The following is a 12992-nucleotide window of genomic DNA, read 5'->3' on the forward strand; positions in this document are numbered from 1 at the left end:
TCTCTCCTTAAGCTCTTATGGTGGGGTTTTCCCCCCATATTGCGTTTTTTATTATAGTCCGCCGATTTTTATACTGCATCCGTATCACCTCTCTGCGCGGTGACCTGTCTATGGGTATAACGAAAATCGAGAACGCTATGAATCAAAAACAAAAATCTTCACCTGCACAATATTGTCTGCTGGCCGGTCTGGTTGCCGGAGCCTTCTTTTGCGCCCCGGCCATGGCCGCCTGCGAAGGGACGGAATTAACCCGCTGCCCGGCACCGTTTGACGCTCAACTGCCGGATACGCAAAAGATGCTCACCTGGGATCAGGCCGAGCGCGTCATCGGCTTTCGTAACGATTATCGCAACTACGCGGGCGATGTTTTCCACCACGGTCATGCAACCCCCCTGCAAATGGCAAACCAACCGCTCACCCAAGCCACTTACCAGTTGAAGGGGCAAACATGGAATTTGCAGGATTACATTAAACGACAGAATGTGAGCGGCATGCTGGTCCTGAAAGACGGCAAGATAGCCTGGAAATATTTAGGCGAAGGCAATACGGATAGCACCCTGTGGACTTCGCGTTCAGTGGGCAAATCGGTGGTTTCAACGCTGGTTGGGGTTGCGCTGAAGGAAGGCAAAATTCATTCGTTGAACGATCTGGTCACACGGTATGAGCCTGACTTAAAGGGGACCGCCTGGGAGGGTGTCACTCTGAAGCAGCTGATCCAGCATACCTCCGGGGTCGCATGGAATGAGGATTACACCAATCCACAGTCTGATTTCGCTCAGTTGACGCAGTGCGAGGCGCATCCAGGCACCTATGATTGCGTACGCAAGCTGGTCTCCGGGTTGAAGCGCGCGCATCCGGCGGGTGAAGTCTGGTCGTACTCATCCGGCGGTGCCTGGCTCCTGGGCGACGTGCTGGAACGTGCTACCGGTATGACGCTCGCGGCCTACCTTGAGAAAAGCATCTGGCAACCGTACGGTATGGCAAATGATGGCGTATGGCACGCTTATGCCAAAGGTCAGCACAACGTTGGCGCGCATGGCTTTAACGCTACGCTGGAAGACTGGGGACGCTTTGGTGAATTCGTGTTACACAACGGCCGCCTGCCTGACGGCAAACAGATACTGCCGGAAAACTGGGTCTCGGACTCCGCCGCCTGGACGACCGCAAAAGGCTCCGTTTCCGCCGCACATCCGCAGGGAATCTATGGCTACCAATGGTGGAACAATGAAGTTCCCGCTAATGCTCGCGACGTTGTTCCTGCGGCAAAAACGTCTCTCAAAGGCTCTATGTGGGCGCTGGGAATTTATGGGCAAATGATTATGGTAAACCGCGCGGAGAATCTGGTGATCGTTCAGTGGTCAACGTGGCCGCAGGCAGAACCGTCCTTCAGCGCTCAGCCGCTTGAGGCTTCGCTGATGTTCAGCGCGATCGCCCACGCGCTCCGTTAAGATCCCGACAACGGCGTATGTCCGCCAGCGCACTAAACGCCAGAGTCGCTCATGCGCTCTGGCGTTTTTTATTACGCCTTCGGCACTACCGCGACATACATTTCAATATCCCAGTAACCGTCTTGCGCACCGTTGTTCAGGTAAAGCTCAAAGCACGGTTTTGGCGCCATGGTATGCGCCTCATCTTGCGCCAGGCTATTAAAGAACTGATACCAGGGCGTAGAGAAGTCGTGATCGATAACGCGGGCGCGCGCCACCGCATACAGGCCGCCGTCAACCTCGGTCATCATCACGCCTTCGCTGTTTGGCGGAATAACAAAACCCTCAGGTACCGTGACGGCGGTATCACAGCGCAACTTCTCCGGCGGGACGTCGTCGGGATTATCGTAGTAAACCGCCAGCCACTCTTGTGCGGGGATCTGTTTACCTTCGACCCACATCATCAGTTGCTCAAAGCCTTGTTTAACCGTCTGCTCCCAGGGGCCAACCATATGAAAACCAGCAATTTTACGTGCTGCAGCCTGCTTCACTTCGTATTCCATACCGCCTCCGTTAAGACACTGTAATTACATACAGTATAATCACTGTTTTCGGATACAGACAATCACACAGCGAACAATATGTGAGCAGATTCGCACTCTTGCCAATACGCGTAGGACGGAAGAAAAAAAGGATAAATGGCCCCTGCAGAATTCGAATTAACCACGTATCTATATTGAAATAAAATGATTTTCACCAGTCCGAAAAACGTTGAGGCCTCCAAACCTTTCTGGCTGGATTTTTTGCGGGTTATCCGCAATGGAGGGTGGATTATATCCTGATTTGGGAGAGGGCTGAATATGGACTATAGGCTGACACATTGCCCCACTCATAGTCCAGATACATGATCAAACTCCCGTAGATTGTTCGTTACTGATATCAAACCTGCAGGCCGTGCATAACCACCTAACCTATCGAGCTACTTCACATCGTCGGGCAGTACAGCAACTTTAGAGAGGCGTACAGCCTGACTGCAGCTGCTTTTAAATACTATGGTTTTTCCATAGATAATTTTTATTCTTCCGACGACATAAAACATGACTTAATATATCAATGAGATATAGGAATATTTACTCAATCTGCCCCCTTATTCTGGCATTAAATTTTCTTTGGGCCATATAGGCACAGAGGCAGTACCCGATTTTTTATCATCAGGATGAATAATATGAATAACACTCTAATATATCGGGTCTGCAAACTCATCATAGCGGCACTGTGTTGCATTGTACTCAGTGCCTGTACAAGCCTAATTTCTGGTAATAGGTCAGTTCCAGTACGCGCCACTGATCAGGAGGATATAGAGAAGGCTTTAGCTATGCCGATAGATGCGCCATTGATCACGTACCCAATTGGGCATCGCCCAGTCAAGATTTATAAGGTGGCGTTTGATGGTACCTTTAACGATCGCGATCGGATACCCTTAGATGAACGTGAGACGCTGGTGGCAAGAATTGCCCGGCAAGTGAATGCTGATCGTTATTATCGTGGCGTTGGCATGCAAGGCAGTGGTATCGATTATCTTGACGGGATCTCGGGTTCCAGTAGTTTTGACGTTGCCGAGCAGGCAAAGCGCGAATTTTTCGCGCAAGCAAGCAAATGGCTGTTGGATAATCCCAACACCGATATTCGTGTATTTGTCACAGGATTCAGTCGGGGGGCGGCAACAGCGCGGCATTTTATGAATTTAGTGACGCAGCAGTGGCCGATGCAATTTGGCACGGCTGAAAGGTCCGCTGCTAGCACCGGCCCAAGATTTTATGCGCTGCTTTACGATACCGTAGCCACCGCGCAGAGTCATACTCTGATGCTGAACATCCCGTCGTCCGTGGATTATCTGGTGCACTTCTATGCGACAAATGAAACCCGTAACCAAACTTTTGCGCCGATAATCGATAGCGACCCGACCCCTCTACCACCCCTATGGCGTTTCCAACCGATACCCCATCGCATCAATCTGATCCGCTTGCCAGGAGCCCATTCTGACATCGGTGCATCCTACCCTAAGGGAATCAGCGATATTTATATCCAACTAACGGAACAATTTTTGTATGCCATGGGATTAAGTGGGAACAACTGCTGGGAGAACGACGAGGATCCGCTACTGGCAGGGAAGCATGATTCTCGTGGATTACTGGATAAACTCTTTGGCAGCCTCGATCCGACTCAGGTCAATCATGTCAGTCGCAATGATATTACTAAACCGGCCTCTCCGCTAACGCCTGAAGAGCGGGCGATGATTGCAGATCGTCTTCAGGCGATGTACATAGCCAATGCCGCACGCGGAATCAATATATTTACCCATAGTACACAGGCGTTGTTTGCCCGAATGCAATTAAGGAAAACGGCTAACAAACTTGAATTGCTGAGTGTCGGCAAGAGTATTGACGCAGCATCTGTGACGTTTACCCCGAAAGGTGATGCCATTCGGTTGAAGTATCGCTTCAGCCAATTAGGGGGCGGTAGTAGCTTATTGCTTGAACCGAATGTACTGAAACAGATCAGCGATGAGCCGAAGGGATCCGAACTGACTATCACCTTCATAGTAGAGGGAAACATGGCGAATCTCGCCATCTGGATAGATGATAAACTAGCAGAATCCAAGCCTGGGTTTATCGGCGAGCCTAGGATCTTTACGCCGTCGATAAAGAGTTGCCATAAGCAGCCTGACGGAACGCTGCGATCGCCGATAGAAACGAGAATTCTATATGATGGACGGCTGTAGTGGCTCAGTAATTCATGACACCTTGAAATCCTGTTAATGTTAAAGCAGTGAATATCAGGAGGAAGCAAAAGAAGCGTAAGCTATTGAAATTAAATGGCGCGCCCTGCAGGATTCGAACCTGCGACCCACGACTTAGAAGGTCGTTGCTCTATCCAACTGAGCTAAGGGCGCACTGAGAAGTGGACACTTCGAGGGGGTGAAACGCGTGGAATTATACGGTCACAGTCCGATGAGTCAATCCATTTTCTAACGAAACCTGCGCCGCCAGCGACGATGGACAAAGTACGACCAACTATCGCTCAAGTCTTCAACAAAACGACTTTCCGATGAAAACTCGCAAACGATACCTGACAGCAAGCCTCGCATCTGACAAAATATGTGCATCCCCCCTTCGTATATGACAGATGGAAAAGTTTCCCTGATGGCAGCAAAGATTATTGACGGTAAAACGATTGCGCAGCAGGTGCGCTCTGAGGTTGCGGAAAAAGTGAAGGCGCGCGTTGCCGCAGGAAAACGCGCCCCTGGGCTCGCCGTTGTGCTGGTTGGCAGCAACCCGGCTTCGCAAATTTATGTCGGCAGCAAGCGCAAAGCCTGCGAAGAGGTGGGGTTCGTCTCCCGCTCTTACGATCTGTCGGAAACCACGTCCGAAGCTGAGCTGCTGGCGCTGATTGATACCCTGAACGCCGACGCCACTATCGATGGCATCCTGGTGCAGCTTCCGCTGCCTGCGGGCATTGATAACGTGAAAGTCCTCGAGCGCATTGCGCCGGACAAAGACGTCGATGGCTTCCATCCGTACAACGTTGGCCGCCTGTGCCAGCGCGCGCCGCGCCTGCGCCCGTGCACCCCACGCGGTATCGTGACGCTGCTGGAGCGCTATAACATCGACACCTACGGCCTCAATGCGGTCGTGATCGGCGCGTCCAATATCGTCGGTCGCCCGATGAGCATGGAGCTGCTGCTGGCTGGCTGCACCACGACCGTCACCCACCGCTTCACCAAAAACCTGCGCCATCACGTCGAGCACGCCGATCTGCTGATCGTCGCGGTCGGCAAGCCGGGCTTTATTCCGGGTGAATGGATTAAAGAAGGCGCAATCGTCATTGATGTCGGGATTAATCGTCTCGAAAGCGGTAAAGTTGTCGGCGACGTGGTGTTTGAAGATGCCGCCGCGCGCGCATCCTACATCACCCCGGTACCGGGCGGCGTCGGTCCAATGACCGTTGCCACCCTGATTGAAAACACCTTACAGGCTTGTGAAGAGTATCACGACGTGGAGAAGGCATAAGATGGCAACATTTTCTTTGGGTAAGCATCCGCATGTGGAACTCTGTGACTTACTGAAGCTGGAAGGCTGGAGCGAAAGCGGCGCACAGGCGAAAATCGCCATCGCCGACGGTCTGGTCAAAGTGGACGGTGCGGTCGAAACCCGCAAACGCTGCAAAATTATCGCCGGTCAAACGGTGAGTTTTGAAGGCCAGAGCATCACCGTTACCGCATAATCCCGCCAGTCACCCGGCCGAGCGCTGCAACGCCGGGTTTATTTCTCTCCCCCCATTCAGACTCTCCCCTGCTGCGCGCAGCGGTACTCCCCTGCACGTTATCGATGAAATAGCCGCCCTTTGCGCGTTCGCACGCCTTACGGGGAGCGGATGGTGATATCAGAGGAATGTGGTGGAGTCGTGGAGGGGGGAGCATGAAGCACGGCCCCACCGCACGCTATTCGCGCGGCGGGGCCGACCAGATTACTTACGGCGCCAGGTGGTGCCCTGCGGGCCATCTTCCAGCACGATGCCCATCTCGTTGAGACGGTCACGCGCGGCATCGGCCGCCGCCCAGTCCTTCGCCTTACGCGCATCCAGACGCTGCTGAATTAACGCTTCAATTTCCGCAACTTCACCGTCGTCAGCCTGCGCACCGCTTTGCAGGAAGGCTTCCGGTTCCTGCTCCAGCAGCCCCAGCACAGAGGCGAGCTTACGCATATGCGACGCCAGCGCGTTGGCCGCATGCGCATCTTCCGTTTTCAGGCGGTTTACTTCACGCGCCATATCAAACAGGACGGAATAGGCTTCCGGTGTGTTGAAATCGTCGTCCATGGCTTCAATAAAGCGTGCTTCAAACGCCTCGCCGCCCGCCGCTGCGACGGATTTATCGGTGCCGCGCAGAGCGGTGTACAGACGTTCCAGCGCCGAACGCGCCTGCTTCAGGTTCTCTTCGCTGTAGTTCAGCTGACTACGGTAGTGACCGGACATCAGGAAGTAGCGAATCGTCTCCGCATCGTAGTACTTCAGCACGTCGCGCACGGTAAAGAAGTTGCCCAGCGATTTGGACATTTTCTCACGATCAACCATCACCATACCGGAGTGCATCCAGTAGTTGACGTACTCGCCGTCGTGCGCACAGGTAGACTGGGCAATTTCGTTTTCATGGTGCGGGAACATCAGATCAGAGCCGCCGCCGTGAATATCGAAATGGTTGCCCAGCTGCTTGCAGTTCATGGCCGAACATTCAATGTGCCAGCCCGGACGCCCAGCGCCCCACGGCGATGGCCAGCTCGGCTCACCCTCTTTAGACATTTTCCACAGCACGAAGTCCATCGGGTTGCGCTTCACGTCCACCACGTCAACGCGCGCGCCCGCCTGAAGCTGGTCCAGATCCTGACGCGACAGCTTGCCGTAGTTGGGATCGGTGGGCACCGAGAACATCACATCGCCGTTATCCGCCACGTAGGCGTGGCCTTTGGCGATCAGCTGTTCGGTGATTTCAATAATCTCGTGAATGTGGTGGGTCGCACGTGGCTCCTGATCCGGACGCAGAATGTTCAGCGCGTCGAAGTCTTTGTGCATTTCGGCAATCATGCGATCCACCAGCGCAACAAAGCTTTCGCCGTTTTCATTGGCACGTTTGATAATTTTGTCGTCAATATCGGTGATGTTACGCACATACTTCAGCTTATAACCGAGGAAACGCAGGTAACGCGCGACGACGTCGAAGGAGACGAAGGTGCGGCCATGGCCGATATGACAGAGATCGTAAACGGTGATACCACACACGTACATGCCGACTTCACCGGCGTGAATAGGCTTAAATTCCTCTTTTTGGCGGGTCATTGTATTGAAGATTTTTAGCATCGAGAATTCCATGTTTACGTGTGTGAACCGGGCATACGCCTGAAACGGTATATTCTACCCGTAATTCAACCCGGAAGCAGCACACAATGCAAGGTGATCGATGTCCCGGCTTATGCTATAACAGACGCCTATATGCCGCCCACCGTCGGGCGAAAGCACCACAATAAACGGAACAGGATGCAGAAATGGTTACTTTCCACACTAATCACGGCGACATCGTTATCAAAACTTTCGACGACAAAGCGCCGGAAACAGTTAAAAACTTCCTGGATTACTGCCGCGAAGGTTTCTACGACAACACCATCTTCCACCGTGTTATCAACGGATTCATGATTCAGGGCGGCGGCTTCGAGCCGGGCATGAAGCAGAAAACCACCAAAGAAGCGATCAAGAACGAAGCGAACAACGGTCTGAAAAACACCCGTGGTACGCTGGCCATGGCGCGTACTCAGGCTCCGCACTCCGCCACCGCCCAGTTCTTCATTAACGTTGCCGACAACGACTTCCTGAACTTCTCCGGCGAAAGCCTGCAGGGTTGGGGCTACTGCGTGTTTGCTGAAGTGGTTGAAGGTATGGACGTTGTTGACAAGATCAAAGGCGTTTCCACCGGCCGCAGCGGTATGCATCAGGACGTTCCGAAAGAAGACGTTGTGATCACCAGCGTGACCGTCAGCGAGTAATTAGTGGCGACACTTTTTATCGCAGATTTGCACCTGCAAACAGAAGAACCGGCGATTACCGCCGGTTTTCTGCGTTTTTTACGCGGTGAAGCTCGCCAGGCCGACGCACTGTATATCTTAGGCGACCTGTTCGAGGCGTGGATTGGCGATGACGATCCGAATCCGCTGCACCGTGAAATGGCTGCGGCCATTAAATCGCTGGTTGACGCTGGCGTACCCTGTTTCTTTATTCACGGCAATCGTGACTTCCTGATAGGCAAACGCTTTGCCCGCGAGAGCGGTATGCTGCTGCTGCCCGAAGAACAGGTGCTCGATCTCTATGGCCGCCGGCTGCTGATTATGCACGGCGACACGCTTTGTACCGACGATCCCGGCTATCTGGCCTTCCGCGCAAAAGTACATACTCCTTGGATTCAAAGGCTGTTCCTCGCCCTGCCGCTGTTTATTCGCCGCCGTATTGCGCAGAAAATGCGTCACGACAGCAAAGCCGCCAATAGCCACAAGTCGATGGACATCATGGATGTAAACCAGAATGCCGTCGTCGCGGTGATGGAAAAACATCAGGTGCAGTGGCTGATTCACGGTCATACGCATCGTCCGGCTATCCATGAGCTCAACGCCAACGGCGCGCTGGCGCACCGCGTGGTGCTCGGAGCATGGCACAGCAACGGCTCGATGGTCAAAGTGACCCAGGACGACGTTGAGCTGATTCCTTTCGCGTTTTAAATTTCCGTCTGAATACGCCATTTCACGGCGACGCAACCGTTTTCCTTGCCCATTTTCCGTGGTATTCTCTGTGGCCTCTAAGTCGTGTGCAGCACACCCACAGGAGTTTTCAGACGCATGTCTTCCCGCAATAATCCGGCACGTATCGCCATCGTGATGGGGTCCAAAAGCGACTGGGCTACCATGCAGTTCGCCGCAGAAATCCTTGATATTCTGAATGTTCCTCACCATGTTGAAGTGGTTTCCGCCCACCGCACGCCCGATAAGCTGTTCAGTTTTGCCGAAACAGCGGAAGAGAACGGCTACCAGGTGATTATTGCCGGAGCCGGCGGTGCAGCGCACTTACCCGGAATGATTGCCGCCAAAACGCTGGTACCGGTGCTGGGCGTGCCGGTACAGAGCGCGGCATTAAGCGGCGTCGATAGTCTCTACTCTATCGTACAGATGCCGCGCGGGATCCCGGTAGGGACGCTGGCGATTGGTAAAGCCGGCGCCGCCAACGCCGCGCTGCTGGCCGCACAGATTCTGGCTCAGCACGATGCGCAGTTGCATCAGCGTCTGGCCGAGTGGCGCCAAGCACAAACCGATGACGTTCTGGAAAACCCGGACCCGCGAGGTGCCGCATGAAGCAGGTCTGCGTACTGGGCAACGGCCAGCTTGGCCGTATGCTGCGTCAGGCCGGTGAACCGCTGGGCATTGCCGTCTGGCCGGTAGGACTAGAAGCTGACCCGGCCGCCGTGCCGTTCCAGCAGAGCGTGATTACCGCTGAAATTGAACGCTGGCCGGAAACCGCCCTGACCCGCGAGCTGGCCGAGCATACCGCTTTTGTAAACCGCGACGTCTTCCCGATTATCGCCGACCGTCTGACGCAAAAGCAGCTCTTCGATAAGCTCGGCCTGGCCACCGCCCCGTGGCAACTGCTGGCCAGCGAGCAAGAGTGGCCGGCCGTATTTGACCGTCTGGGCGAGCTGGCGATCGTCAAGCGCCGCACCGGCGGCTACGACGGCCGCGGCCAGTGGCGCCTGCGCAAAGACGATACCGCGCAGCTGCCGGAAGAGTGCTATGGCGAATGCATCGTCGAGCAGGGGATTAATTTCTCCGGCGAAGTGTCGCTGGTGGGCGCCCGCGCGCGCGACGGCAGCACCGTATTTTATCCGTTGACCCACAACCTGCATCAGGACGGTATTCTGCGCATGAGCGTTGCCTTCCCGCAGGCCGATGCCCAACAGCAGGCGCAGGCAGAAGCCATGCTCAGCGCCATTATGCAAGCGCTGAACTACGTCGGCGTGATGGCCATGGAGTGTTTTATCACGCCGGGCGGGCTGCTGATTAACGAACTGGCGCCGCGCGTGCACAACAGCGGCCACTGGACGCAGAACGGCGCGTCGATTAGCCAGTTCGAACTGCACCTGCGCGCCATTACCGATCTGCCGCTGCCGCCGCCGGTGGTCAACAGCCCGTCGGTGATGGTTAACCTGATTGGTACCGATCTCAACTATGACTGGCTGAAGCTGCCGCTGGTGCATCTGCACTGGTACGACAAAGAGGTTCGCCCGGGTCGTAAAGTGGGCCACCTTAACCTCAGCGACAGCGACACCGGCCGCCTCAGCGCAACGCTGGAAGCGCTGGTTCCGCTGCTGCCAGGCGAATACGCCAGCGGCATTGCCTGGGCGCAAGCACGCCTGAAGTAAGCCTTTAGTGCCGGGGAAAGAATCTAACGCTTCCCCGGCCCCCTCCTTGAAGCGTAAAATCCTGCCCTAAACGCCATACCCCACTTTGCCAGAGAAGGATTGCCCCATGGAAAATGGGACGGATTACTGCGCCATTCTGCGCGCGGAAACGCCCATCATTGACGTTCGCGCCCCGGTTGAGTTTGCCCACGGCGCGGTGCCTGCAGCCGTGAACCTACCGTTGATGACCGATGATGAACGCGCAGCCGTCGGCACCTGCTATAAACGTCAAGGCGCGGAAGCCGCCCTCGCGCTCGGCCACAAACTGGTTGCCGGTGAGACGCGCCAGCGCCGCATCGACGCATGGCTGGCGGCCTGTCGACAGGCGCCGCAGGGCTATCTGTGCTGCGCGCGCGGCGGGCAGCGTTCGCATATTGTGCAAAGCTGGCTTAAAGACCAGGGCATTGATTACCCGCTGATCGTCGGCGGCTACAAGGCGCTGCGCCAGGCGGCAATGCAGGCGACGGAAGCACTGGTTCGTCATCCGATCGTGCTGGTCGGCGGCTGTACCGGTAATGGCAAAACGCCGCTGGTTCGCCAGCAGCCTCAGGGCATCGACCTGGAAGGGTTAGCACACCATCGCGGTTCTTCATTCGGCCGGACCCTCAGCGCCCAGTTTTCCCAGGCGACCTTTGAGAACCACCTAGCGACGGCGCTGCTGAAGGGCGCACATCAGCGGGATCGCGTACGCTGGGTGCTGGAAGATGAAGGCCGAATGATTGGCGCAAATCATCTGCCGGAATGCCTGCGCGAGCGCATGGCGCAGTCGCCTATCGCCGTGGTCGAGGACCCGTTTGAGATCCGTCTTACACGTCTGCGCGAAGAGTATTTCACCCGCATGCACCGTGACTTTATCGCCACCTATGGCGAGGAAAAAGGCTGGCAGGAATACAGCGAATATCTGCATCACGGTCTGTACGCGATTCGCCGCCGCCTGGGGTTACAGCGCTTTGCCGAATTGACCGCGACGCTCGACGGTGCGCTCGCCGCGCAGCAACAAAGCGGCTCCACCGAGGCACACTTCGCCTGGCTGATTCCCCTGCTTGAAGAGTACTACGATCCGATGTACCGCTATCAACTGGAAAGAAAGACCGACAAGATTGTGTTTCGCGGGACAAGTCAAGAAGTGACCGAATGGCTTGGGGAAAACTGAAGGGTAAACCAAGGGCGGCAGAGCCGCCCTTGTTAACGATTAGAAATCGTAGCGCAGACGCACCAGGTTCATATCGCCCAGATCGTCGGTGCTGGAAGTAAACACGTGTTCGTAGTCCACGCGGAAACCGTAATCCAGCTGGAAGCTAATACCTACGCCATTATCCGTGCGCTGGTAGTTGCGACCATTCACGTATTCAATACGGTCACCCATAAAGTACGGTTGAATAGATTTAACCGCGTATTGACCCACCGGGATTTTGTAGCCCGCGAAGTATTCAATACCCCACGCGTCGCCCGCGAAGTAGTCGTGAACGTTCACTTTCTTGGTGGTCATGAAGTTCTGATACCAGCCGCCGCCCAGAGCAAATGTCCAGTTATCCGGGGTCCAGCTCAGCGCGGTGCCCACGATGTTCTGATCGTAGGTTTTACCGTCGGTATTCTGCGGGTTGTGCATATCCGCGCGGGTGTAGTTCCACGCCGTACCCCAGGTCAGGTCGTCGGTGATGTGGTAATCCACACCCAGTGAACCGCCGCCTTTACGTTTGTAAAGCAGGCCGTTGTTCGGGTTGTAGTCGTCGCTGAACAGGTAGGATGCATAAAGATCGACATCACCCACGGTTTTTTTGTATTTCAGTGATTTACGGGTACGGTAAGAACCATCGTAATCGCCGTTGATACCGTTACCTGGCGCCTGACCAATCATGTCATAGTCCCAGATATCGGTTTTCACGCCGACCACATCGTAATAAACGCTGTTCTGTTGACCGAAGGTCAACGTACCCCAGGTGTTGCTTTTCAGACCGGTGTACAGCATACGACGGGTAGTGTTGTTCGCGCCGTCAGCGTAGTGGTTATCCCAGTCAAACAGCGCCGGAATGTTCACGCCCAGTTCGTAGTAGCTGACCCAGCTAATGTCATCGAACAGGTAGTAATCTGCTGCGAAGCGGAAACGGGTGCCGCCATCGAAGCCGTTACGCTTGTATGAGCCTTTATCACCATCACCGGTCATCATGTTGAACTGCGGACGAATACTCCCGCCCACGGTGAAATTAAGACGGCTAAGCGGGTTCCCGGCCTGCGGATCCTGCTTGAGCAGGGTAATTTCAGCCTGGGATGCGAAAGACGTTAACGCCACTGCTGCACCGATCGACAACGCCAGTGCTTTCATTTTTATAGTCATTATTTTTCCTTGATAGATTTATAGCCAACTATCTGGCTGATAAATATTATCGTCTATTAATAAAATCCACCTGGCTGATTTTTATTAAAATGTGCGATTTAGGTTTCCAGTTTTACCGAATGGTGCCATAAAACAGGCAAGATGATGAAAGGATGAATAATTTTGACGAGCAGCGATCGCT

General features: G+C 54.7%; 12 protein-coding genes and 1 tRNA gene. 9 read left to right on the forward strand and 4 right to left on the reverse strand.

Annotated elements, in window-relative coordinates:
- The first annotated feature begins 137 nt into the window (after positions 1-137).
- Complete coding sequence (locus H7R56_RS17595; protein WP_106924812.1) at positions 138-1448, forward strand: serine hydrolase domain-containing protein; 1311 nt, start codon at positions 138-140, stop codon at positions 1446-1448.
- A gap of 71 nt (positions 1449-1519) precedes the next feature.
- Here the strand turns inward: H7R56_RS17595 and sbmC are convergent, their stop codons facing one another.
- Entirely contained in the window at positions 1520-1990 is a 471-nt protein-coding gene (gene sbmC, locus H7R56_RS17600; protein ID WP_106924762.1) for a DNA gyrase inhibitor SbmC, read from the reverse strand.
- 812 nt (positions 1991-2802) lie between these two features.
- On the opposite strand from sbmC, the gene H7R56_RS17605 reads away from it, so the two are divergent.
- Positions 2803-4209, forward strand: coding sequence for a DUF2235 domain-containing protein (locus H7R56_RS17605; protein ID WP_223878903.1), 1407 nt, complete (start codon positions 2803-2805; stop codon positions 4207-4209).
- Positions 4210-4303: 94 nt separating this feature from the next.
- Here H7R56_RS17605 and H7R56_RS17610 read toward each other — a convergent pair.
- Positions 4304-4380: transfer RNA gene (locus H7R56_RS17610), tRNA-Arg, on the reverse strand.
- Between the two features lie 250 nt (positions 4381-4630).
- Here H7R56_RS17610 and folD point away from each other — a divergent pair.
- A complete protein-coding gene (gene folD, locus H7R56_RS17615) occupies positions 4631-5497 on the forward strand; it encodes a bifunctional methylenetetrahydrofolate dehydrogenase/methenyltetrahydrofolate cyclohydrolase FolD (RefSeq protein ID WP_106930497.1) in 867 nt (288 codons plus the stop codon).
- A 1-nt stretch (position 5498) separates the two neighbouring features.
- Positions 5499-5711, forward strand: coding sequence for a ribosome-associated protein YbcJ (gene ybcJ / locus H7R56_RS17620; RefSeq protein WP_106930499.1), 213 nt, complete (start codon positions 5499-5501; stop codon positions 5709-5711).
- A 243-nt stretch (positions 5712-5954) separates the two neighbouring features.
- Here ybcJ and cysS read toward each other — a convergent pair whose 3' ends face one another.
- Complete coding sequence (cysS, locus tag H7R56_RS17625) at positions 5955-7340, reverse strand: cysteine--tRNA ligase (protein ID WP_106930501.1); 1386 nt, start codon at positions 7338-7340, stop codon at positions 5955-5957.
- A gap of 185 nt (positions 7341-7525) precedes the next feature.
- Between cysS and ppiB the strand changes: the two genes are divergently transcribed.
- The 5 genes from ppiB (at position 7526) to mnmH (ending at position 11629) form a co-directional block, all read left to right on the forward strand.
- Entirely contained in the window at positions 7526-8020 is a 495-nt protein-coding gene (ppiB, locus tag H7R56_RS17630) for a peptidylprolyl isomerase B (RefSeq protein ID WP_106930503.1), read from the forward strand.
- 3 nt (positions 8021-8023) lie between these two features.
- The gene (gene lpxH / locus H7R56_RS17635) at positions 8024-8746 is read left to right on the forward strand and encodes a UDP-2,3-diacylglucosamine diphosphatase (protein ID WP_106930505.1); all 723 of its coding nucleotides are present in this window, start codon (positions 8024-8026) and stop codon (positions 8744-8746) included.
- A gap of 117 nt (positions 8747-8863) precedes the next feature.
- Positions 8864-9373, forward strand: a complete 510-nt coding sequence (gene purE, locus H7R56_RS17640; RefSeq protein WP_106930507.1) for a 5-(carboxyamino)imidazole ribonucleotide mutase — start codon at positions 8864-8866, stop codon at positions 9371-9373.
- Positions 9370-10437, forward strand: coding sequence for a 5-(carboxyamino)imidazole ribonucleotide synthase (purK, locus tag H7R56_RS17645; protein WP_106930509.1), 1068 nt, complete (start codon positions 9370-9372; stop codon positions 10435-10437). Before purE ends, purK begins: the two co-directional genes overlap by 4 nt.
- A gap of 106 nt (positions 10438-10543) precedes the next feature.
- Complete coding sequence (mnmH, locus tag H7R56_RS17650; protein WP_106930511.1) at positions 10544-11629, forward strand: tRNA 2-selenouridine(34) synthase MnmH; 1086 nt, start codon at positions 10544-10546, stop codon at positions 11627-11629.
- A 39-nt stretch (positions 11630-11668) separates the two neighbouring features.
- Here mnmH and H7R56_RS17655 read toward each other — a convergent pair whose 3' ends face one another.
- Positions 11669-12811: a porin gene (locus H7R56_RS17655; RefSeq protein ID WP_106930513.1), complete on the reverse strand. Its 1143-nt coding sequence runs from the start codon at positions 12809-12811 to the stop codon at positions 11669-11671.
- Positions 12812-12992: the final 181 nt, after the last annotated feature.

This window comes from Klebsiella sp. WP3-W18-ESBL-02, from assembly GCF_014168815.1.
GTDB classification, from domain to species: Bacteria; Pseudomonadota; Gammaproteobacteria; order Enterobacterales; family Enterobacteriaceae; genus Kluyvera; species Kluyvera ascorbata_B.